The following is a 22,928-nucleotide window of genomic DNA, read 5'->3' on the forward strand; positions in this document are numbered from 1 at the left end:
TGATGTCCTCGGCCGGCCCCTTTGCGTTTCACGCCGCGTCCTCCGGTTCGAGCACGAGATGCGGCACGCCGTCAGAGGTCCGGCTCGGCGAGCGCCCGTCCGCGCCGACCAGTGCGTTCACCTGTCGCCGCAGCGCCGAGAAACTGTCGAAGCGGACGACGTCGACGGGCGTGTCGAAGCGCACGGTGACCCGGTGGCGGCCGGAGCCGGCGCGCGCGATCGCGGTGATCTCGCCGCGAAAGGCCTGTCCGAGATAGCGCCCGCGCACCCGCTGGCCGAGGCGGAAGGGCTCCGCCGGCCCGCCCTCCCCGGCGTCGGAAAGCCGGGCGTGCAGCGTGTTCCAGTCCCGGGCGCCGTGCTGCTGCGCCACCAGTTCCAGCGCCTCGGCATGGCCGATCTCGGTGCCGCGGCGCGCGAGTTCCCTGCGCAGCGCCTTTGCCTGTGCCTTCGCCTCGGCACGTGTCGGAACGCTCATGCCGCCCTCCCTTGCGTGGCAAGCCCGAACCCGCCGGTCGCGGGCGTCCTGCGCCAGGCGTCGACGAGGATCGCCGCGGCAACGAGTCCGACCGCCGCGTCGGCGAGCGGGAAAGCGTACCAGATCGAGGCGCTGCCCCGGAAGGTGGCGAGCGCGGTGATCAGGACGGGCACGAGCAGGAACGGCTTCACCAGCGTGAGCGCCGCAGCCCGCAGCGGCTGGCCGACGCCCTGGAAGTAGAAGGCCAGCACCAGCACCGGCCCGGTGAGGACGTAGAGCCCGGCCATGGGCCGCAGGATCGCGCCCGTGAGCCCGATGACCTGTCGGTCGCCGACGAAAAAGCCTCCGACCGCGTCGGCGTTGCCGAGACAGAGCGCCTCAAGGCCCAGGCAATAGGCGAGGGCGATGGCCAGCGCCAGCCGCAGGACCTGGTCGCAGCGCCGGTGCTGCCGCGCACCGGCGTTGGCCCCGACGATGCTCTGGGTGGAAAGCGCCAGCGCCATCAGCGGCAGGAAGGCGAAGCCGAACAGGCGGGTGACGATGCCATAGGCGGCGATGACGGCGGCAGTGTCGTCGCCCGCGCTTGCCCGCACGGCGGCGATCGCTGTTGCCGAAACAAGGGCGATGCCGACGAAGCCGAGGCTGACGGGGGCTCCAAGCGCCAGGATCCGGCTCCAGCCCCCGTGCCAGCGATTGCGCCACAGCGCCGCGAGCCGTACCGGATGTGATCCGCGCAGGCGCAGGCCGACCAGAAGGGCGAGACCGAGCGCCTGGGCCAGCACCGTGCCGGCGGCCGCGCCGGCGACGCCGAGCCCGAGGCCGATGACGAGCAGCGCGTTCAGCGCGATGTTGGCGAGCGTGACGATGACCGAAAGCGCCGCCACCAACCCGGCCCGCCCCTCGTTGCGCCAGGTGTCGGCATGCACGGCGAGCAGGAACTGGACGGGGGTGCCGAGGATCGTGATCGCCAGATAGATCCGGGCCATGTCCGCCACCGGGGGGGCTTCCGGCGCCGTCACCGCGACGAGGCGCGGCCCGACGGTGAAAAACGCCGCGATCAGCGCCAGAGACACACAAAGCGAGAGCCCATGGGTGCGGGCGAAAAGCGCCTCGGCCTCGGTGCGCCCGCCGGCGCCCAGGTGGCGGGCGAGAAGGCTCGACATGCCGCCGCTGACAAGCGTCGACAGCGCGATCGCGAGCATGATGACGGGAAAGGCGAGGCTGACGGCGGCCATGGCGTCGGCGCCGACGAAACGGCCGAGAAAGACCGCATCGGCGATGCTCAGCAGGCCGTTCATGGCCATGACGACGGTCATTGGCAGCGCGGTGGCGATGAAGACCCGGCCGGGAGAACCGGTCAGAAAGGGGCTGTCCGGGGATGGCGTCGCGGGGCGGGCGACGCTTGGAGAGGGCCCTTTCGGGCGAGCACAGGTATCCCGAGAATGTCCGGCAGACATCTCTCACTCCTCATGGAGCGTCTCGACAGGGATGGGGGCCTGCATTGCCCACCGACGAAACGCTTCGAGGGTGAGGATCGTCTTGCGATGTCCGGCTTCACCGTGACTTTCGTCCGCAGGCGGCAGGTGCCGGAGACCTTAAGCCTGGCAGTTAGTCCACCCGGACGGGCCTTGTCAATGCGCAAGGCCCCGACCGTTGGCCTTCGGGCGGGGCGGTCGGGGCGGACGGTCGGCGTGGACGGTCGGCGCGCGGGAGACCGTCTTGCGCGGTCTGGTGTGCTCAGGCGGCCGCGGCGGACAGGCGCAACAGCGCCGGCCAGTTGCGCATCGACAGCAGGTGGCAGTAGATCACCGGCAGCGCGCCGGCGCGGCGCAGGTCGAGGAAGGCCTCGTCGCTGAGCGCGTTCAGCCGTTCTTCCTCGACGACACGGAAGTCGTTGACCGTCAGGACCTCGCCCGAGGGCAGGGTGAAGCGGCCTTCGTTCTGCACCAGCAGATCGTGCTCGGCGATCTTCGCCAGCATGGCCTCGCTCTCGCGCGCCTCGCGCTGGAAAGCCATGCAGAACTCGAGTGCCTTGCGCGCGATCTCGGCTGCCTCGCCGTTCTCGAACAGCGGCGTCTCCGCCTTGTTGCTCACCTTGTCGCTGGCCATGTCGAGGCAGAGCGTGAACTCGCTGCCATCGTCATTGCGCGCCAGGATGAAGGGATAGCGGCGCACATAGGAGGGAATGTAGGTGTCCGCCGCCCAGGCCCCGTCCGCATCGACGAAGAGATTGCGGTCGCGGCGCAGGCCGAGGACGGCGATCGCGGCGGGCGGATTGGTGCCGGCGGCGAAGACCACCGGATAGTGCAGCGACAGCGGGGCGAACTCGACCGCGTTGACCGGCACGGCATGGATGCCGGCGGCGAAACGGTAGTCGGGGGCAAGCGAGACGCCAAGCTTCGCGTGGGTCTCCGAGCGCAGCGCCTCCGGGCGTTTGTAGAACAGCGGCAGGCTCGCGGTCCCCGTCGTTGCGGCGCCATTGGGGGCTGCCGGCGTTCCCGACGTGGTTTCTGCGTCTGTCATCTCAGATGTCCTTATCCGGGCGCTGCCGCGCGAATGGTCTGGTCGAAAATAGGATCGGGTGGAGTTCTAGCGTTCCTGATCGGCGTTGCCTAGGGGGGCGTACCGCGCAAGGCGCGAGGCGGATCCGCGCTTCCACCTCGGGTCGAAGCGCACTAGGATCGCCGCAGATCGAATGGGGACGCGGCGAGCATGGGCGACACAGGGCAGGACAGGACGGAACCGGTTGCCGCCGGGTCTCATCGCGGGCGTGTGTTTCGCGGCGAGACCGTTGTCGTCGATGGCGGCGAGTTCCGCGATTGCGCCTTCGAGAACTGCCGCCTTGTCTATCGCGGCGGTGCGATTCCGGTGATTTCCGGCTGTCGGTTTCATGACTGTGGATGGTCCTTCGCGGAGGCCGCGGCCAATACGCTGGCGATGCTCGCGGGCCTCAACCAGGGCGGCTTTACCGACCTGATCGGCGCCACGCTGGAGGGCATCCGCAGCGGTGCGGCCCTGTCTTCGGCGGCCGAGGCGCCGGTGAAGGGCGCAAGCGCCGGTCGGCGCGAACGGGTCATCGATCTTGGCTTCGGCGTCTTCCCGGTGCCGCGCATCGTGCGCAGGGGGCCGCAAGGGGCAAAGAACTGAAGCGCGGCAATGCGCGTCATACCTAAGGGGGGATGCATGGCGGATCTGGAGCAACTGGCGGGCCTGACGGCCGAGCACTTCGAGGCGCGGATGGACCGCAAGGCGCGGATTTCCGCCAATGGCGAGACGATGGACCTGGCCATCGCCACGGTCACGCGGCTCAACCATGGCACCCGCGACGGTGGCGCTTTCTCCGTGCTGTTCGACGGACCGCCCACGCCGATGGTCGACCAGGGGCTGCATGAAGTCGAGATCGAGGGCGATGCGGCGCTGGCGCTGTTTCTGGTTCCCGTCTACCAGGACGAGACGGGAACCCGCTACGAGGCGGTCTTCACCTGATCCGCCTTCGCGCGCGTCCGAGAACGGTGCATGCGCAGGATCAGCCGTTGGCGGCGGACGCCGCCACAGTGCCCGGCCGCCAGCGCAGCAGATGATAGATGCCCTTGTCCTCGACGAGGATGAAGCCGAGCCGCCGGTAGAGGCCCATGGCGCGGTTGTTGTGCTCCACGTGAATGCCCACGGCACGTCCTTCCCTCTCCGCCATCGCGAGAACATCCGCCAGAAGCGCCGCGCCGAGGCCGTTGCCGCGCGCCAGCGGAAGCAGTGCGATGTCGATGATGCGGATTTCCGAGGGCCAGCGCTCCAGATAGAGCCGGCCGATCGCCTCTCCCTCCCGCTCGATGATGAACCACGCGGCGTCGGGGTAGTTCTGCATGTAGTGGGTGTGCTGGGCGTGGAACTGCATGTCGAGGAAGGCGGCTTTTTCCGCCTCGCTCCAGGGCACGGGAGCGAGTTCCTCGGCGCGCGTCGACGCATATAGCCGGCTCAGGAACGCGAGATCCGCGCTACTGACGCCGTCGGCCGTGAAGGCGCGAAGGGCGAGACCCGCCCCGTGCGCCGACGGAAACTCCGCCGGCGTGAGGGGCGCGCCCACCGATGCTGCATCCGCGTTTGTCATCTCAGCTTTCGGGCGGGGTGAGATCGTGCACGATGCCGTAGGTGAGGATGCCGGAGGGAGCGATCTGGCTCCAGCCGGCCCCCCAAGTCGTGGAGTTCCGCGCGGCCTGGCTGATCACCGACACCGAGTTGTTCTGGGAGGCGCCCAGGAAATAGCTCAGCCGCCCGTCGGAATTGTAGTCCATCGCCGCCTGTCCGAAGCCGGACGCCGTCGCGATCTTCTCCCAGCCGTTCCAGCGCTGGCCCGCCACATGGGTCTGGAGGTTTGCCCATACGCCGCCGTCCTGCGCATCGGCGACCAGCATGATGAGGCCGTCACCGTCGAACCCGCTGGTCACATTGATCAGCGTGGCGCTGGTCAGGCCGGGCTTCGTCCATTCCAACCAGCCTTCCTCGTCGGGAACGGCCTGGCGCAACTGCGAGACCTCGTTGTCCGAGGACACCATGAAGATGTTGACCGCGTCCGTGTCGTCAAGAATGCCGCAGGGCAGCGATTTGGCCGTGCCGCTGGCGGCGTCGTCGACGCGCTGCCAGCCCGTCCAGTCGCCGAGGTCGAGCGCCTGCAGGGCCGTCTGCGCGTTCACGTAGACCGGGGTTTCGTCCGGGTTCCGACCGATGGCGATCAGCATGATGCGCCCGCTGGCGTCGTTGACGAGGCTGATGCGAGCCACGTCGCCGGCCGGCAGCCCGACCCAGGAGCTCCAGAGCGTTGCGGGCGGGACAAGAACCTCGACCGTGACCTCGATCGGCGTGTCCGTGCCCGGAGGCGTGACCGTTTCCGTCCGTGTCTCGGTGGTCATCGGGTTCTGGTAGCACCACCACACGATTCCGCTGTCGGCGTCGACGCCGTAAACCTCGACGCGTCCGGACGGGCCGCGGCCCAGGACAAGCTGCTGGAAACCGGCGAGGCCGTCGGGCATCCCCAGGTCGTGCGGCGCGTTCCAGCGCTGGCCGCCGCCTGGCGCCTGCTGGACGGCTTCGTCGATGTAGTGAACGGACGCAGGCGAGCCGGTGGTCTGGGCGACCATGGCAACGCGCCCGTCCAGCGTCGATCCGGTGCCGAGCACGATATAGGCGTACCCCGTGTCAACCGGTGTCAGCGTCCCGGTCCACGGGCCGTTGGGCGTGGCCTGCGCCGTCCAGACCAGCTGGTTGTTGTCGGCACTGATGCCGACCATCATCAGACGGGACAGTTCCGCGAAGGGGGTCTCGCCGACCTCGATGTCGATCAGGTCCCCATGCTCGCCGGGGATTTGCCGTGTCTGGCTCATGCGTGTTCTCCCTGTCTGCCGGCCGGGGCCGGTCGTCGCCTGTGGCCTGAAAGGGCACGCGGGATACTGAACCGCCCCGCGTGCCGGTCTCTCAACTGCGCGACGGATAGAGGCCCTGAAGCGCGATGATGAAATTCATCGCCAGATAGGGCTGCATGTTGTTGTGGGTTTGCGAACCGCCGGTGGCGGTGATCGTCTGGTACGCCATGTTCGTGTTCGCCGATCCGGTGGCGTAGGCCAGGCTTCTGGCCCGGCCGAACGTGACGGTGGACGACGGCTGGGCTTCGTCCGAAATCGCTGTGCTGGCGAAAAGCGAGTGCGAGTGGTTGGGCAACTCCGCCTCGGTCAGGGTCACCGTCTCGGTGCCGCCGCGCTCGCCGAGCCGGCGGGACGACAGGCCGGGGCCCCGCCCCGAGTGCATCGGCGCACGCCCTTCCATGTTGGGAAGTGCCGTCGTGGTGCGCCCGTCCCCGCCATAGGTGGTGCCGATAAGGGAGAACAGCGCCGTGTTCTGCGCAATCGGCAGAAGCTGACCGTTGCAGAAGGCCCAGCCGCGCGGGGCGAAATTGCCCGCGAAGATGCGGATTTCCGCGATGAAGGGTTCAGACATGACGGGCCTCCCTCAGTGCCGGCTCGGAAACACGCCGAAAAGCGCGATGATGAAATTCACGCAAAGATAGGGCTGTATGTTCGGGTGCGAGCGGCTGCCGCCCACATGGCTGAGCGCGTTCGGGGCCATGTTCGTGATCGGCGTTTCCGTCGTGAAGATCGGCGCGATCTGCTCGGAGAGCACCCGGCCCATCGGTGTATCGTCGGTGCCGGGGGTCTGCATCGCCCTGAAGTCATGGCCATGGCTCGGCATCTGGTTCACCGTCAGCGTCACCGTCTCCGCGCCGCTCTTGGAGCCGATGCGTCGCTCGGACAGTCCCGGGCCCTGGCCCTGGTGGAGGGGGATGCGCCCGCGCATGTCGGGCAGGCCGAAGGTGGTGCGGCCGTCGCCGCCGTAGATGGTGCCGAGCAGGCTGAAAAGGGCATCGTTCTGCGAAACGGCCAGCAGTTGGCCATCACAAAAGGCCCAGCCACGCGGGGCGAAGTTGCCCGCGAACATGCGGATCTCGCCGACATAGGGCTCTGACATGAATTGGGTCCTCCCGGAAAACGGTTTGGGCGGAATGCGCCTGGCGCTGTTTCAGTTGCGCGAGGGGAAAAGTCCCTGGATCGCGATGCAGAACGAAACCGTCAGATAGGGCTGCATGTTCTGGTGCGCCTGACTGCCGCCCACATGGATGACCGTGTTGCCGCGCAGGCTGGTGAGGTTCGCGCCGGGGTCCGTGTAGCCATCGGGAAGGTCGGCGAGATAGGCATTTTGCGGAATGGGCGTTGTGCCGGGACCCGAGATCGCGTCGGCCGTATGGGTGTGCTGCGGCATCTCGTTGACGCTGAGCGTATGGGTTTCCTCGCCCGACTTCTGCCCCTCGTTGTGAAAGGCGCCGCCATCGGATCGCCCGACGTGGATCGGCGTGCGTCCGCGCAGGTCGGGAAGCGCGAAGGTTGTACGGCCATCGCCGCCGTAGGTGGTGCCGAGCAGGGAATAAAGCGACTGGTTCTGGTTGATCGGCAGGATCTGGCCGTCGCAGAAAGCCCAGCCGCGTGGCGGGAAATTAAAACCCATCATGCGGACTTCCGCGAGAAATGGTTCTGCCATGGCGCATACCTCCCGTTCTGTGCCAGTAGGGGTATATTGTAAAAAATATCAATTACCGGTTGTGCTTGAAGGCGGATTCCGCCCCTGGCACCTTGCAGGTCTCCTGTTCACTCATGCGGCGTTGCCGCCTGCCCTCATGGGCAGGCGGCAACGATGTTGTAGCTGCCGTTGCTGCCGCCGAATGAAGGCGCGGTGAGCGTGTTGGTGCCGTTGAGCACGCCTGCGATCGCCGGGCCCGTGGAACTGCCCACTGGCGTTCCCACGAGGTTGAATGTGTGGCCGGTGTCCGACGTGACGTAAATGCCGCCGGTATGGGCCCCCTTGGGATCCGTGACGGTGTTGCCGGTGATCTCCGCGCACATCGAGCCGGTGTTGAGGTTGCCGGCGTCCATCTCGATGCCGGCAACTGGGAAAGACGCTCCGGACGTGTAGGTGATCTGGTTGCCCGTGATCACCGCCTTGATGTTCTGCGTTCCACCACCGGGCTGGAAGAACCTGATGCCCGAGTCGTTGTAGTCACGGATGATGTTGTTGCTGACCACATAGCTGGCCGTGCCGCCGCCATCGGACAGGAACTGCATGGCATAACCGCCAAAACCACTGCTGCCGCCAGCACCGGACCCGATCGCACCGGCCGTGCCGATGGTGTTGTTCCGGACCTGCGAGGTCAGCGTTCCGCTGAAGGTGGAGGTGGTTTGGATCTTGACCGGGCTGATGCCTGAGCCGGCGCTGTAGATCACGCTCATGTCATTGTCGAGAATGTCGAGGGCAATCGTGCCTGACCCGGAGAACCCGGCATTGACGCCGGCCCCGCCGCTGGTCGGGTTGCTGCCATGACGCTGGAAGGTGTTTCCGACACCCGTGCCGCCGATGTCGAGATCGAGGTTGGCGGTCGAGGAAACGACGATCTGGATGTGATCGCCAAGGGCACCAGCGAATATGTTGTTGGTGATGGTGCCGTTGATTGTGCCGGCGTTCGCCTCGATGAGCAGCGCGTCATTGCCGAAGCCGGCGGTGGAATCATCGCCCGCGAAGATCGTGGCGCCCGAAATCGTCAGCGTGAGCGTGCCGGCGCTTCCGGTGTTGTCGATATCGATGGCGTTCTCGAAGCCGCCACGATAGGTGCCGCCGGAGATGATGACCGTTCCGCTGGCAGCGCTCAGGTAGACGCCGCCCTCGTTGGCGCCGTTGCCGTGATTGCCGATGAGGTCGACATTGGTGAGCTGAACGCCGGCGGTCGTCTGGCCGCGTACCGCGAAATTCGTGCTGGTATTGACCTGCATGTTGGCGAAGCGCACGTCGCCGGTGTTTTGCATCCAGATGCCGGTGTCGGTGCTGTTGACAAGCGTGCCGCCCGAGCCATCGGTGGAGCCGCTGCCCGTGACCGAGAAGATGCCCGTCGTTCCGGTGTTGACAAGCGAAACCGCGCGATCCGCGCCATTCGTCGAGACCGACTGCAGCGTGACACCGCTGGCCCCGATGGTGGTGCTGCTCAGATCGACACCCCGGCCGCCGCCTGTGGAACTGACCGTGTTGCCGGTTCCCTGAACGGTGACCGTCCCGCTGTTGCTGGCAACGAAGCCCGCGCCGCTCGTCGTGTCGATGTCGAGCCCGCCGCCGGTAAAGTTGACGGTCATCCCACTGTTGTTGGTCAGACTGACGGCGGTGTTCGCACCGGTGTTGAGCGTCTTCGTGCCGCCCGAGAAATTGATCGTGCCGTTATTGTTCGCCGTGACCTGGATACCGCCTGCCGCGCCGGTCGCGCTCAGATTGCCCGAGAAGGTTACGGTTCCGGCGCTGCGCCCGGAAATCTCGATTAGATCATTCGCAGTGGTCTTGGTGATGTCTGCGGCAATCGTCACATTGGCAGAACCACCGTTGATATCCACGGCGATGCCGGCCGGATCATTGGTCGCGCCGATGGAGCCGCCGTTGATCGTCACGGCACTGTGGGTGTTTGCGATTTCCACGCCATCGTCGCCCGTCCCGTCGATGTCGACCGTGTCGAACGTCACGGCGCCATTTGCGCCGCTGAGAAGGATGCCGGCACCCGCCGCGCCGTCGATCGTCGCGGACGTGAAGTTGAACGTCGACGTGGAAAAGCCGGAAATCACGATGCCGTTGCCGGCGGCCGACGTGTTGACCACGCTCACCGCGCCCCCGTTGAAGGCGCCGCCATCGACATCGAACAGCCTGACGGCGTCGCCCGAGACCGTGCCCGAAGCCGCGAGCGTGTCGAAGGACACGCCGGTGCCGCCGATGGTGACGTCGTTCATCCGCAGGATCTGGCCCGTCGCCGTGTTGATCTCCTGCGTGCCGGTGCTTGCGACATTCAACGTCAGCGCGCCGCCGCTCGTGGCGTTGGCATCGAAGCCGGTGCCCGCACTCGTGTCGATGTCGAGCGCCCCGGTGAAATTCACCGTTGCCGTGTCGCTTGCACCGAGGTCGAGATCGACACCGCCGCCGGTGGATCCGGCGTTGTTGATGGTCGTCGCTCCGAAATTGAACGTGCCCGTCGAATTGGTGATGCGCAGGCCTGCGCCGGACGACCCGGTAACCGAGAGTGTGCCGATGTTGAGCGCCTGGCTTGCCGCGCCGCCCGACGCGTTGCCCGCGTCGATGAACACGCCCGATCCGAGCCCTCCGGCCCCATTCGCACTCGTCGAACGCACCGAGGAGAAGCTCAGGTTCATCGTCAGCGGGTCGAGGAACAGCGCCGTGCCGTTCGTCGTGTCGACCGTGCCCGAGCCGCCGCCCGTCATGGTGAAGTCGGTGTTCAGCCCGTTCGTCTTGGTGTCGACCTGGAGACCGGTGCCGTTGTTGTTGTAGATGTTGAGCGTGGCGAAATCGATCGCGCCCGTGGTGTCGATGAAAGCGACGCCGGTGCCCGCGACGCGCGTGGTCGTGCCCTGGCCCACGTTCAGCGTGCCGGCGGAGACCGTCGCTCCAGCGCCGTCGCTGTCGAAGTCCACCTTCTCGAAGCGGATGCCTCCGCCGACGCCGGACGTGCCGTTGCCGGTGACGACGTTGTTGGCGAAGCCGCGCACCTGGACCGAGTTCGAGGTCGGCGACAGGTTCTGACCGGTGATCGAGACGGTCGGCTGGTTCGCCGTCACTGTCTCGAAGGTGGTGCCGGACAGCGCCAGCCGCACGGAATTGGGCGTGACCGTGCCGGCCGTGTCACTGACGACGAAGGCCTGGCCGGTCGTGCGGATGACGTTGGTTCCCGACAGGTTCACGGTCAGGATGCCGGTGCCGGTATGGGTCACGTTGATGCCGCGACCGGCAATGTCGCCGGTGTCGCCGGCAGCGCCGCCCATGGTGATGTTGGACAGCGAGATGGTGTTGTCGACCGCGCCGGCATGGGCGATGCGGATACCGGCCTGGGTGATGTCATCGCCCGTACCCGTCGCCGTGTCGCCGAGGGTCAGGTTCGACAGCGAGACATTGCCCCCCTGGATAAGGACGCCGTCGCCGCCGGTGTTGTTGATCCGATTGGTGCCGTTGAGCGTCACGGAGCCGGAGGCGTTCGTGTCGTTCACATAGATACCGGAGCCGAAGCTGCCCGTTCCGGTGCGGGTGATGTCGAGGCTGGTGAGTGTGATCGCGGCATCGCTGGACGTGACCGACACGCCCGAGGCGCTGGTCGAGGTTGCCCCGGCGCTGATGAGCGAGGTCACGGAGGCGTTGCCGATGTTGATCGTGCCGCTCGCCGCCGAGACGTAGATGCCTGCGGAGCCGATGGACGTATTGGCGCCGAGCCGGACGCCGGTGCCCGACGTGTCGGTGCCCAGGTTGATCGTCGCGGAGCTGCTTTGGAGATAGATGCCGTAGTTGGCGGCATTGTCGACGCTGACGGAACCGACGGTCAGCGTGCCCGTGCCGCTGACGCTTTGCAGCCGGACGCCATTGCCGGTGCTGCCGCTGTTGGCCAGGCTGTCGAAGGTGAAGCCAGCGGCGCCGATCACGACCGTGTTGAGGTCCAGGCCACCGGCCGTGCCGCCATCCGCGATCGTGTTGGTGCCGGTGGCCGTCGTTGTCAGCGTGCCGCCGCCGGATCCGTCAAGGCGCATGCCGCCGGTGATGGCTGCGTCGGACAACTCCACCGAGGACGTGCCGGCGGAGGTTGCAAGGTCCACCGCATAGGCGCCGCCGCCGCCGCCCGAGATCTGGCTCGAGCGGATGCGTGCCGTGGCATTGGCCGAATAGGAGGCCGAGACGCCGTCACCCGAGCCCGTGTTGCGGATCGTGGTGTTCTGGATTGTCGCGGTCCCCGCGAGCGCCACGGTGCCGCCAGCGGCGTTGGAGGTCAGGATCGCGCGGACGCTGTCGATGTCGGCATTGCCGGACGCCGTCACCTGGGTGTTGGAGCTGATGCCCGTGAGCTTCAGGCTGGCCGGAGCTCCGCCGCCGCTGAGGCCGAGCGTCGCAAGGTCCACCGTCTCGCCGTTGACCATGGACACCAGCGCCTGGCCGTCGGCAAGCGTGAAGGTTCCGTCGTCCTGCGCGACCACATCGATCACGTCGCGAATGGTGTCGGCGTTGTTGTCGACGAGGATGATCGCATTGGCGCCCGAGGCTTCCGCGCCGGCGATGGTGCCCGGCGTCAGGAAGGTGCCGTTGCCAGCGCCCGTGCTGCCGTTGCTGCCGACCACATAGTAGGTCGGTCCGGAAAGGTTAGAGGTGTTGGTGGTTCCGAGCACCGTCCCGAAGGCCACGTCCTCCAGATCGTATTCGCCGGTGGCACCCATGCCCGTCGTCACCAGCGCGAAGCCGGTCGTGTCGATGGTGCTTTCCGTACCCGGGTTCGTGGCGTCGCCGTCGCCGTACTGGAAACGCACGCCATTGGCGATATTGGCGTTGGTGAAGTCGATGCCGGTCTGGACATTGAGGATCGCGCTCGAGCCGGTCGTGACCACGTTCTTCGTGTTGTCATAGCCGGTGAGATTGATGCCCTTGGACCCGGCCGTTCCATTGCCGGTGATGTCGAGGGTGGCGAAGGTGATCTGACCGTCGAAGGTTCCGCCGGACAGATTGAGGCCGGTGCCGGCGCCGACATTCACCACATCCACGTTGCCGAACGTCATGTTGCCGTTGGCATTGGTCGCGCGGACCGCGTTGCCCGAACCGCCGGCCATGTCGATGGTCGTGTCGCCGGCCGTGAGCGTGCCGGAGTTGCCGTTGAGCAGGAAGCCGTCGCCGCCGGCAAGCGTCAGGTTGACCGTGCCGAGATCGACATTCGCGCTCACATTGGTCATGGAGATCGCGGAACTGGTCGTGCCGCTGATCGTCGTGGTGCCGGTGACGGTGAAGGCACCGCCGCTGACACCGTTCATGCCGATGGACAGAGGTGTGCCGGCGCTGGTGTTGCTGAACGAGGTCAGGGTGATGCCGCCGGCGGCAATGTCCGACCCGGCGAGGCTGAGGCCCTGGGCGTTCGTGACGGCCAGGCTGCCGGTCGTGATGCCGAGCGAACCGCCGTTCTGCATCAGGATGCCGAAGCCGCCATCGGTGTTGATGTCGAGGTCGGCGAAGCTGAACGTGCCGTTCTGCCCGTTGTTGCCGACCGAGACGCCGGAACCGCCAATCGCTGTCGTGGTGCCGAGGTCGACCGCGCCGGTGAAGGAAACGGAATAGGCGCCGGTCGCGCCGGCGGCCGCGATGCCGCTGGCTCCGTTGCCGTTGGCCGTCACCGTGCCGGCGTGGGTCAGGCTGCCGCCGGCGATGTTCAGCAGGGTGACGGCGCCACCCGACGTGATGTCGATCGAGCTTGCGGCATCGAAGCTGTAGGCGGCGTCGCCGCCCTCGATGTAGAGCGCGTTGCCGCTGGTCCCGGAAATGTCGACATTCGTGCCGGTGAACGTGCCGCCGGCGTTGAGGAAATAAAGCCCGGTGCCCCCTGTCACGGACGCAATCGACACGTTGTTCAGACTGTTCGCGCCGGAGCTGGCGCCGAAGAAGATCGACCTTCCCGTCGCACCCGTCGACGTGATGTTGGAAAGCGAGGAGCCGGACGCGTTTCCAAGCGAGATGTCATTGGCATTGCCCGAGAACGACGCATTGGACACCTGGGTGCCCGTCGAGGTGGTGATGCTGATGCCGGTGCCGGTGAAATTACGAATGATCGAGCGGTCGACGGTCAGGCCGGTGGAGGACGCGCCCGAGATGCCGGTGCCGGTCGTTCCTCCGCCATCGAGGATCACGCCGGCAATGCGATTTCCGGCCGAGCCGAGCCCCACAAGCGGGTCGGTGCCCGTGGAGGACACGACCGCACCGCCGTTGTTGGTCGGGTCGGCGATGGTGAGGCCGGCGGCCGAGAGCAGGATCGTCGGTGGAACCGTGAGGCTGACGGTGACGGACTGGCTGCCGCCGGCGCCGTCGCCGAAGCTGAGCAACTGCATCTGGTTCAGCAGGTTCAGCGTGTCGTTGCCGTTGGTTCCCGCGACATTGATGGCCGAGCCGTTGTTGATCAGCACGATGATGTCGCCGGCGCCCGCGGCCGCCTCGGCCGCCGCCAGTGTCATCGGGTTGGAGGCATCGCTGCCCGAGCCGTCGCCACCACCGGTCGCGCCGTCGGAATCCACGAAGTAGATGTCACCCGTGCCAAAACCGAGGCCCGGGCTGCTGGTGAAGTTCACATCCCGGAAATCGTAGCTTCCGACCGTGGGGGCGGACGAGGCGTCGATGGCGGTATTGGCCGAAATCGTCGAGCCTTGATCCGTGCCGTTCTCGCCATCGCCGAAGGTGAAGATCGCATTGGTCGAGCTATCGAGCCAGACGCCGGTTTTGACGCCGGCGATGCTGCTGGACTCGCCGGAGGCCGAACTGTCGCCGAGGCGCACCGTGCCGCCGCCTGTCGTGCCGCGCAGATCGACGCCGATGGTGTTTGCGGACCCGTTGCCGGTCACGTCGAAGTCGTTGGCGGTGACGGCGGCGTTCAGTGTCGCGCCGGTCAGCTCGATGCCGGTCGTCTCGTCCGAATTGAGCGCGATGTCGAGATCGTTGAAGGAGATCGTTCCGCCGATCGTGCCGGAAATGTCGATGCCGGCGCTGTGCGCCTCGCGCGGGTTGATAAGCGGTGTGCCCGTCGGGATCACCGCGGCGTGAGGATTGACGACCGAGACGCGGTTGAAGCTGATTGCGCCGCTGGTGCCGGTGATGCGGATCGCGTCTTCCACCGTGTCGGTGATCGTAACGGTTCCCGTGGAGGTGAAGGTGCCGCTGTTGTTCTCGAGACTGATGCCGACCGTGGAGCCGCCGGTCGTATACACATCGGCCCCGCCGGTACTCCCGCTTGCGGTTCCGATCGTGATGTCGCCGAACGAGAAGTTCGCTGTCGTATCCGTGATCGCAATGCCGTTGCGAAGCACGTTGCGGTAGTAATCGGCGCCAAAAATAGTCGAACGCTCCGTCGCCAGGATGGAGGTTGCGCCGGTTACCGTGAAACTGCCGCCGAACCTGCTTGCCGACAGTCCGTTGCCGTTGTTCTGCGTCAGGGTCAGACTGGACAGCGTGATATCGCCGGTGCCGCCACTGCCGGCGACAGTGCTGCTGGAGCCAAGCGCAACCGTGGCTGCGGTGATCGCGCCACTGCCGATGCCGAGGGACAGGCCCGACTGGTCGCCCGAAATCTGGAGGCCGCTGGTGAAGGCGTAAGCGGTGTAGTTGGAGAAATCGATGCGCCCGGCAGTGTTGGAGGTGCCGCTCGTGCCCAAAAAGAACAGGCCGCTGCTGGCCGACACGCTGGCCGTGCCGATTGTCAATGTGCCGCCATTGACGGTTTGCAGGCCGGCGGTGCTCGTGTCTCCGTCGAAGATCACGCCATCGAAGACAATGCCATTGTTGAAGAAATCCGGCCGCGCCGACGTGGCGTCTCCAAGCAGCGTATTGTCGGCAAATGCGGTGACCACGGAGCCGCTGTTGTAGCTCATGACGCGAACCGAACTGTCTTCGGTCTGGAAGGTGGAATTGGAAATCGCGACTTCGGCCTGGTCGTCGCCGCGTGTTTCGACATAGATGCCGTATTCGTTGGCACTGCTGTAGACGGTCGCGTCGTGTCGGATTGTCATGCCGTCGACGGTCAGCTTGAGCTTGCGCGTGGCGCCCGTATCGTTCTGGATCAGGCTCACGCTGTTGAAGGCGCCGGCATTGGCAAGGGTGTCGAGCGTGCCACCGTTGATGGCAAGTGCGCCGTCGAGATTGCTCAGCGTCACCGAGTTCTGGGCCGTATTGGTGGCGTTGATCGCGTCGAAGCTGGCGTTGAGCGTCATGTTGCTTGCCAGCAGCGCCGCCGCGCCCGTCGCCGTCAGCCGCTCCGTCGTCGCATCGCTCACACGCAGGGAGCCGCTGTCCGCCGACAGGGCCGTGATGCCGTTGGTCGCGACGTCGAGGCCGCCGTCGAAGGCGACCGTGGTGCCCGCGTCGATGGTGTCCAGGAGAATGCCGGCCGTGCCCGTCGTCAGCGCCGTTGTGGTGCCGAGCGAGACCATGCCGCCGAAGGTCACATTGCTTGCCGCGCCGCCCGAAACGGAGATGCCGCCGGCGGTGGCGCCATTCGACGTCACGCTGCCGAAGTGGCTGAAGCTGCCGCCGATGCGGCCCGAGATCGAGACCGCGTTGCCGGCGCTGTTGGAAATCGAGCTGGACGCGTTGAAGGAGATCGCCGCGTCGCCGCCGGAAACGGTCAGGGCGTTCGAGCCGGTGATGTCGACGTTGTTGCCGGTCACCGTGCCGCCGGCATTGGTGAGCGACAGGCCGCTGCCACCGGAGCTGGTCACCGACACGTTGGTCATGGTGACGGTGCCGCTGGTGTTGGTGAGCGAGATGCCGTTCTGCGCCGTCGTGCCGCCCGAGCCGATCGTGACGCCCTCGATGGTCAGCCCGGTGATACCGGAGCCGGAGATCGCCGTGCCGGCGGTGCTGCCAACGGTGATGTTGCGCACCGTGTTGCCATTGGCGACCTGGATCGTGCTGACCGCGCCCGAGGAACTGGTGAGCGTCGCCGCGCCGTTTCCGGTCGGATCGGTGATGGTCACCGCGCCCGACGGCAGGTTCGAGCCGGTGATGTTGGCCGCGATCACATAACCGGTGGAGGAGAAGGTGCGGCCGTCGCCGAACGTGTCGATCGTCTGGTTGTCGGCCAGCGCGAAGGTCAGGCCCGACGTGTCGATCTCCGATCCGTCGTTGATCAGGATGAAGTTGACGGTCCCAAGGCCCGCGGCGGCCGCGATGGCCGTGGCGATGGTCGCGCGGTCGGAGGTCGAGGAGCCGTCGCCGGCGCCCGTCGCGCTCGCGGCGATGAAGTAGTTCGCCACCCCGGAGGTGGTGAAATTGAAGCCGCCGGTGAAGCCGGTGGAGCCGAAGGAGTAGCTGCCGTTCGCGGCATTGACGCCGACGCCGTCGAGCGCAAAGGCGAGGCCGCCGATGTCGCCGCCACCCCAGGTGAACACCGCGTCCGGCGCGGCGAGCGCCGCTCCCGATGTGCCCAGCACCAGGCCGGTGCCGACGTTCGAGATCGTGCCGCCGTTGACGATGGAGATCGTGCGGCCGTTCTGCGTGCCGCTGATGTCCACGCCGCGGCTGCCGGCAACGCCGGTGCCGGTCACGTCGAGGCTCGACATGGTCACCGTCGCGTCCGCGCCGGCCATGTTGAGGCCGGTGCCGCCACCAAGTCCGGTGATGTCGACGTCACCGAAGGTCAGCGTGGCGTTGGTGGTGCCGGACAGGTCGATGCCGTCGCTCGTGGTGCCCGCGCCCAGTCCGCTGATCGTCGTGCCGCCGGAGAACCCGTAGGTGCCGGCACCGGAGATCACGACGGCGTCGTCGCCGGTGTTCGTCGCGGTGAAGTCGACGACGTTGATCACGCCGGTGTTGTTGGCAAAGGACAGCGCGTCGCCGCTGACGCCGGTCACGCTGATGTCGGAGAGGGTCGTCGTACCGGTGTTGTTGGCGATCGAGATGCCGTTGGTGCCACCGTTGATGGTGATGCCGGACAGGCTCGCCGCCTCGTTGTTGAGGAAGATCGAGGTGCCGGTGATGCCGCTGAAGGAGAGGTTGTTCAGTGTCGTGCCGGAGGCATTGGTGATGCGGATGCCGTCGGTGGCGTTCTGGATCGAGAGATCCGTCAGCGTCGCGCCGGTGACATTGTTGCCGCCGATCACCGTGCTGCCGCCCTGGATGGTCAGGCCGCGAACGGTCACGCCGTCGGTCACCGTCACCGTGGTGACGCCCGGATCGCCGTCGATGGTGCCGGCGGTGCCGGCCAGCAGGAAGCTGGTCGTCGTGCCGTCGGCGAGCTGCACCGCGATGGTCTGTCCGCCGCCGATCAGTGTCTGGCCGTTCTGCAGCGTCACCCCGGAGGTGGTGATCGTGCCGTCGTCGCCCATGGCGACGATGATGCCGCCGGCGCCGGCGCTCGCGACCGCCGTGGCGAGCGCTGTCGGGTCGACGGCCGAGCCGGTGCCGCTCGAGCCCTGGGAGGCGAAGTAGATGCGGCCGTAGGCGGTGCCCGTGGCCGGATTGACCACCGGGACGCCGTTGACCGAGGTGGTCTTGTCGAATGTGCCGACGCGGATGCCCTTGTCGCGGCGCACGCTTTCGTCCATCCGCGACAGAAGCCGGTGGCGTTCGCTGTCGCGGTCGCTGACCGCATCCGGCGCGCCATCGCCGCCGAACAGCGGAATCCGCAACCGCGCCGTGGCGACGGCGTCGAGCTTGTCGTGCCGGTCGTAGACGAGCTCGGCCCCCAGCGTGAAGCGTGAGCCGGTCAGGCTGAGGACGTCGTGGATCTGGTACTCAAGGCCGAGGCGCGCGCCGGTCTCGGTGCGAAAGCCGTTACGGTCGTAGACATAGGCGCCGGCATAGGCGCGCATGCTCTGGTCGTCGGCGAAGGGCGAATCGAACATCGCGCCGATCTCGGCGGTCAGGCCATAGAGCAGCGCCTCGCGGCGGTCGCTGCGGACCCGGTTCTCGACGATCTGGTTGTTGACGACGGAGACGCCGCTGCCGCCGACGAACGAGCCGGCGTCCGCGCGGCCCTGAAGCGGAATATGGGCGTTGAGCCGCAGATCGAAGATCGAGGTGAAGGCCTCGAGCCCGAGGGTCGCGCCGAGATGGTAGTTGCCATTGTCGGTGTGAACCACGTCGATGAAGGAGTTGGCGCCGACAATGAGGTTGCTGCCGACGACCGAGCGCAGGCCGAGGCCGAAGGAGGACGATCCCCGGCTGTTGTCGCCGTAGTCGAGGCGCATGTCGAGAAAGACGAGGTTGCTGCCATCCTGGCCGAGCGGCATGAAGCCCTCGAGGAAGCCGCTGGCTTCCGAGCCCGCCTGGGCGCCGATCTCACCCCAGGCCCCCCACTGCTGCGGCAACGCATCCTGGGCGAGAGCCGCCCCGGACGTTCCCGCGAGCAGCGCCGCGACGCAGGATGAGCACAGGAGCTCGCGCCCCGCTCCCGAGAGGAAGCGCTGATGGTGACCGAGGTAAGAAATGACACCCTCCCAGGTGCAATAGATGCGAACTAGCGAAATTAAGACGTGGCGCTATGCTGATACAACCGCTGGTAAGATCCGCGATGACTCGAGGGAATGCAATGCCCATGGTCGAATCCATACCCTTGAGTTAATTTTTTGTCGAAATTGTTGCGGATCCGCTACATGGCTTTTCCAAGTATTTGTTTTATATGAATATTGCTGGTTTTATGAATGTGTCGTTGATGTGACGGAGACCCGGCCCGCGGCTGAGGTGTTCTGCCGTTCGCATGCAGCCGAATTCAGGAGGCAGGAGCGCCGCGTGAGCCATTTTCTGATACCCGAACCGCTGACCGGCGAAGCCTTTGCGCCCTATGGCGAGGTGATCGAGGCCCGTCAGGCGGCGAGCCATCTGATCAACGCGGGGCGTACGCGCCGGTTTCACGCCTGCGCGACGGCGGATCCGGGGGAGGAGGGGGAAGCCATTCTCTCGATCTTCCGGGGAACGCCCTGGCCGGCGCCGGTGACGCTGCGCATGCTGGAGCGCCATCCGCGCGGGTCGCAGGCCTTCGTGCCGATGGAGCGCCACCCCTGGTTGGTCGTCGTTTCGGATCGACCAGAGGCCGCCGCCTGCCGCTGCTTCCTGGCGCGCGGCGACCAGGGCGTACAGATCGCGCGCGGCGTCTGGCATCATCCGCTGCTGGTGCTTCAGCCCATGCAGGACTTTCTCGTCGTCGACCGCAAGGGGCCGGGCGAGAACCTCGAGGAGGTGTTCTTCGCCGAGGACGACGTCGCCGTGATCGCGCCGGTGTGACCGCCGGCGGCGCTCACACGACGTTGCGCTCGCGGTAGGTCTGCAGGAACGAGCGGACGCGCGGGTCGTCGGGCTCCCGGCCGAAGATGTCGGCCGGCGGCGCCAGCGTCACCATCCGTCCCTTGTCGAGGAAGGCGACCCGGTCCGCCACATGGGCGGCAAAGCCCATCTCGTGGGTGACGACCACCATGGTCATGCCTTCCGCCGCCATTTCCTTCATCACCGCGAGCACCTCGCCAACGAGTTCGGGATCGAGCGCGGAGGTCGGCTCGTCGAACAGCATGACGCTCGGCTCCATGGCGATCGCCCGGGCGATGGCGACGCGCTGCTGCTGGCCGCCGGACAGATTGGCCGGATAGTTCAGCGTCTTGTCGGCGAGATGCACCTTGGCGAGCGCCGCGCGGGCCGCCTCATGCGCCGCCGCCTTGCCCATGCGCTTCACCTGGATCAGCGCCTCGGCGACATTCTCGAGCGCGGTCAGATGCGGCCACAGATTGAACTGCTGGAACACCATGCCGATGTGCTGACGCTGGCGGCGCAGGACGCTGGGCGAGACCGGCCTGCGCGGCTCGGCCTTCTCCTGCCAGCCGACCAGCTCGCCCTCGAGGCGCACCTCGCCGCCGTCATAGGCCTCGAGGAAATTGAGGCAGCGCAGCAGCGTGCTCTTGCCCGAGCCCGAGGGGCCGATCAGGCACAGCACCTCGGAGCGGTTCACGTCGAGGTCGATGTCCTGCAGGGCCTTGAAGTCCTGGAAGGACTTGCTCATGCCGCGCACCGTGATCATCGGTGCGGCATCCGTTGCGGTGGTGTCTGGGCGCATGGGGTCTCTTCGGGTCCTGTCTCAGGTGCGCTTCAGGTGGCGCGTCACGCGGGCCTCGACCCGCCCGCCGAGCCAGCTCGTGACGATGACCATCAGCCAGTAGAACAGCGACAGCACCAGGAACGGCTCGACGAAGGTGAAGGTCTCGGCGGCCATCGTCTGCGTTTCGTAGAGCAGCTCCGGCACGGTGACGACGGAAAGGATCGCCGTCTCCTTGCTGAGGATGATGATGAAATTGGTCAGTGGCGGGGTGATCGGCACCAGCATCTGCGGCAACACGATGCGACGCAGGATCGTTGCCTCGGGAAGTCCGACGCAGCGTCCGGCCTCGATCTGGCCGCGGGGGATGGCGTTGAAGCCGGAGCGGAAGATCTCCGCGAAATACGGGCTGCCGTAGACGATGAAGCTAAGGATGCCGGCCTGCACGGGCGTCAGCACCAGCCCGAAGTGCGGGCCGCCGTAGTAGAGAATGAAGAGCTGGATCATGAACGGCGTGCCGCGGATCAGCTCCACGTAGCCGTCGATTGCCCAGCGCACCGGAGCGATGCTCCAGCGATAGGCGCAGGCGATGGCGAAGCCGAGCAGCAACCCGCCGAGCGTGCCGACGATCCAGCACAGGATGGTGACGCCGAAGCCGGACAGGAGTGCCGGGCCGTAGCGGACGAAAAGATCGAGTTCCATCCCTGCCCCCTATCCGATCTGCAGCCGCTTCTCGGCCATCCGGCCAAGGCGCGACAGCACGAAGTTGATGACGAAATAGATCGCGGCGGCGGCGACATAGATCTCCAGCGGCCGGTAGGTCGCGCCGGTGATGTTCTGCGCGACCCGCGTCAGCTCGGCGATACCGACGACCGAGGCAAGCGAGGAGACCTTCACCAGCAGGATCAGCTCGTTGACGAGCGAGGGCAGGCCGATGCGGATCGCCTGCGGCACCAGGATGCGCCGCCACAGGGCGAAATGGGGAATGCACAGCGCCTCGGCCGCTTCCGACTGGCCCCTGGGGATCGCCTGCAACGCGCCGCGCAGGATCTCCGCCGTATAGGCGGCGGAGCACATGCCGGTCGCCAGGATGGCGGCGGCGATCGCCGGCAGGTCCAGCCCGACATAGGGCAGCACATAGAAGAACAACAGCAACTGCACCAGCAGCGGCACGCCGCGGAAAAAGCTGATGTAGAACGCCGCGAGCCCGGCAAGGAGCCGGTTTCCGGCCAGCCTTGCGGCGCACAGGACGACGCCCAGCACGATGCTGATCGCCATGCCGGCCACGGAGATGACAAGCGTCCAGCGTGCGGCCTTCAGGAGGTAGGGCAGATTGTGCACGATGACGTCAAAGGAAAAGTCCACCGGCGATCGCTCCCCTTTCGCGGCGAAGAAGCCGGCGGGGAGCGCCCCCGCCGGCCTGCGATCCGTATCAGTTCACGGCCGGCATGGTGGTCGGCAGATCCGGCGCGGAGCCGAGCCACTTCTCGTTGATGGCTTTCAGGCGGCCGTCCTTGTGCATCTTCAGCAGGGCGGCGTTGATCGCCTCGACCAGCGAGGCGGTCTCGTCGCCCGGACGGGCGACCCAGCCGAAGTACTTCGGCTCGCCGAACGGCGGCAGAACCAGCTCGAACAGGCCCGGACGCTGCACCGAGGCATAGCCCATCAGCGGCATGGAATTGGCCACCCCCTGGATGCGGCCGGCGGCGAGATCGGCCAGCGCCTCGTCGATGTTCACGTATTCACGCACGTCGATCGGGCTCGGCAGTGTCTCGGAATAGGCCTTGAGCTGTGCCAGCTGGGCCGAGCCCTTCTGCGAGCCGACGGTCTTTCCGGCAATGTCCTCGGGCTTCATGATGCTGGTGTCGCCGGCCTTCTTGGCGAGCGCCACCGTGGCGTTGCCGATCGGCAGGGTGAAGCTGTAGCGCTGCATGCGCTCGGCGGTGATCGTCACCGGCGCGTTGACGATGTCGAACTTGCCGGCCTCGAGGCCCGGCAGGATCGACTGCCACGGCAGGTCGAGGAATTCCGCCTCGACGCCGAGCTCCTTGGCGATCTCGACGAAGAGGTCGTGGCAGATGCCCTGGTACTTGCCGTCCTTGAGGATGTCGAACGGCGCGAAGTGCATTTCCGTCGCGGCGACGATCTTGCCCTTGGCCTTGATGTCGGCGAGCAGATCGGCATGGGCGGCGCCGGCGAGGCCGAGGCTGATGCCGACGGCGGCCACCACACTGAGGAATTTCGATTTCATTTCGGCTGTCTCCTGATCGTGTTGGAGGATGATCCCTCTTG

Annotated in this window: 16 protein-coding genes; 3 read left to right on the forward strand and 13 right to left on the reverse strand. The window is 66.6% G+C overall.

Features of this window, described 5'->3' with window-relative positions; translation table 11 throughout:
- Positions 1 to 28: 28 nt before the first annotated feature.
- From ACN0WF_RS06655 to ACN0WF_RS06665, 3 genes are all read right to left on the reverse strand, one after another.
- On the reverse strand, positions 29 to 475 hold the full coding sequence (locus ACN0WF_RS06655; RefSeq protein ID WP_417772017.1) for a glyoxalase superfamily protein: 447 nt from the start codon (positions 473 to 475) through the stop codon (positions 29 to 31).
- Complete coding sequence (locus ACN0WF_RS06660) at positions 472 to 1,932, reverse strand: MATE family efflux transporter (protein WP_417772018.1); 1,461 nt, start codon at positions 1,930 to 1,932, stop codon at positions 472 to 474. The genes ACN0WF_RS06655 and ACN0WF_RS06660 overlap by 4 nt, the downstream gene beginning before the upstream one ends.
- A gap of 280 nt (positions 1,933 to 2,212) precedes the next feature.
- A complete protein-coding gene (locus ACN0WF_RS06665; protein ID WP_417772019.1) occupies positions 2,213 to 2,998 on the reverse strand; it encodes a SapC family protein in 786 nt (261 codons plus the stop codon).
- Between the two features lie 189 nt (positions 2,999 to 3,187).
- On the opposite strand from ACN0WF_RS06665, the gene ACN0WF_RS06670 reads away from it, so the two are divergent.
- The gene (locus ACN0WF_RS06670; protein ID WP_417772020.1) at positions 3,188 to 3,622 is read left to right on the forward strand and encodes a hypothetical protein; all 435 of its coding nucleotides are present in this window, start codon (positions 3,188 to 3,190) and stop codon (positions 3,620 to 3,622) included.
- A gap of 36 nt (positions 3,623 to 3,658) precedes the next feature.
- Positions 3,659 to 3,961 carry a DUF6916 family protein gene (locus ACN0WF_RS06675; protein ID WP_417772021.1) on the forward strand — a complete coding sequence of 101 codons (303 nt, stop codon included), beginning with the start codon at positions 3,659 to 3,661 and terminating at the stop codon, positions 3,959 to 3,961.
- Between the two features lie 40 nt (positions 3,962 to 4,001).
- Here ACN0WF_RS06675 and ACN0WF_RS06680 read toward each other — a convergent pair whose 3' ends face one another.
- The 6 genes from ACN0WF_RS06680 to ACN0WF_RS06705 form a co-directional block, all read right to left on the reverse strand.
- Positions 4,002 to 4,580: a GNAT family N-acetyltransferase gene (locus tag ACN0WF_RS06680; protein WP_417772022.1), complete on the reverse strand. Its 579-nt coding sequence runs from the start codon at positions 4,578 to 4,580 to the stop codon at positions 4,002 to 4,004.
- A 1-nt stretch (position 4,581) separates the two neighbouring features.
- The gene (locus tag ACN0WF_RS06685) at positions 4,582 to 5,850 is read right to left on the reverse strand and encodes a hypothetical protein (protein ID WP_417772023.1); all 1,269 of its coding nucleotides are present in this window, start codon (positions 5,848 to 5,850) and stop codon (positions 4,582 to 4,584) included.
- A gap of 91 nt (positions 5,851 to 5,941) precedes the next feature.
- Positions 5,942 to 6,460, reverse strand: coding sequence for a phage tail protein (locus ACN0WF_RS06690; protein WP_417772024.1), 519 nt, complete (start codon positions 6,458 to 6,460; stop codon positions 5,942 to 5,944).
- Positions 6,461 to 6,472: 12 nt separating this feature from the next.
- Positions 6,473 to 6,988, reverse strand: a complete 516-nt coding sequence (locus ACN0WF_RS06695; protein WP_417772025.1) for a phage tail protein — start codon at positions 6,986 to 6,988, stop codon at positions 6,473 to 6,475.
- A gap of 51 nt (positions 6,989 to 7,039) precedes the next feature.
- Positions 7,040 to 7,555, reverse strand: a complete 516-nt coding sequence (locus ACN0WF_RS06700) for a phage tail protein (RefSeq protein WP_417772026.1) — start codon at positions 7,553 to 7,555, stop codon at positions 7,040 to 7,042.
- 134 nt (positions 7,556 to 7,689) lie between these two features.
- Complete coding sequence (locus ACN0WF_RS06705) at positions 7,690 to 18,924, reverse strand: beta strand repeat-containing protein (RefSeq protein ID WP_417772027.1); 11,235 nt, start codon at positions 18,922 to 18,924, stop codon at positions 7,690 to 7,692.
- Positions 18,925 to 19,345: 421 nt separating this feature from the next.
- Between ACN0WF_RS06705 and ACN0WF_RS06710 the strand changes: the two genes are divergently transcribed.
- The gene (locus ACN0WF_RS06710; RefSeq protein WP_417772028.1) at positions 19,346 to 19,837 is read left to right on the forward strand and encodes an ureidoglycolate lyase; all 492 of its coding nucleotides are present in this window, start codon (positions 19,346 to 19,348) and stop codon (positions 19,835 to 19,837) included.
- Between the two features lie 13 nt (positions 19,838 to 19,850).
- On the opposite strand, the gene ACN0WF_RS06715 is transcribed toward ACN0WF_RS06710, so the two are convergent.
- The 4 genes from ACN0WF_RS06715 to ACN0WF_RS06730 all read right to left on the reverse strand — a co-directional run bounded on the left by ACN0WF_RS06715 (position 19,851) and on the right by ACN0WF_RS06730 (position 22,887).
- Complete coding sequence (locus tag ACN0WF_RS06715) at positions 19,851 to 20,657, reverse strand: amino acid ABC transporter ATP-binding protein (RefSeq protein ID WP_417772029.1); 807 nt, start codon at positions 20,655 to 20,657, stop codon at positions 19,851 to 19,853.
- A gap of 21 nt (positions 20,658 to 20,678) precedes the next feature.
- Complete coding sequence (locus ACN0WF_RS06720; RefSeq protein ID WP_417772030.1) at positions 20,679 to 21,338, reverse strand: amino acid ABC transporter permease; 660 nt, start codon at positions 21,336 to 21,338, stop codon at positions 20,679 to 20,681.
- A 9-nt stretch (positions 21,339 to 21,347) separates the two neighbouring features.
- The gene (locus ACN0WF_RS06725) at positions 21,348 to 22,001 is read right to left on the reverse strand and encodes an amino acid ABC transporter permease (RefSeq protein ID WP_417772031.1); all 654 of its coding nucleotides are present in this window, start codon (positions 21,999 to 22,001) and stop codon (positions 21,348 to 21,350) included.
- 67 nt (positions 22,002 to 22,068) lie between these two features.
- Entirely contained in the window at positions 22,069 to 22,887 is an 819-nt protein-coding gene (locus tag ACN0WF_RS06730; protein WP_417772032.1) for a transporter substrate-binding domain-containing protein, read from the reverse strand.
- Positions 22,888 to 22,928: the final 41 nt, after the last annotated feature.

The organism is Stappia sp. (assembly GCF_048268045.1).
In the GTDB taxonomy this organism is placed as follows: domain Bacteria; phylum Pseudomonadota; class Alphaproteobacteria; order Rhizobiales; family Stappiaceae; genus Stappia.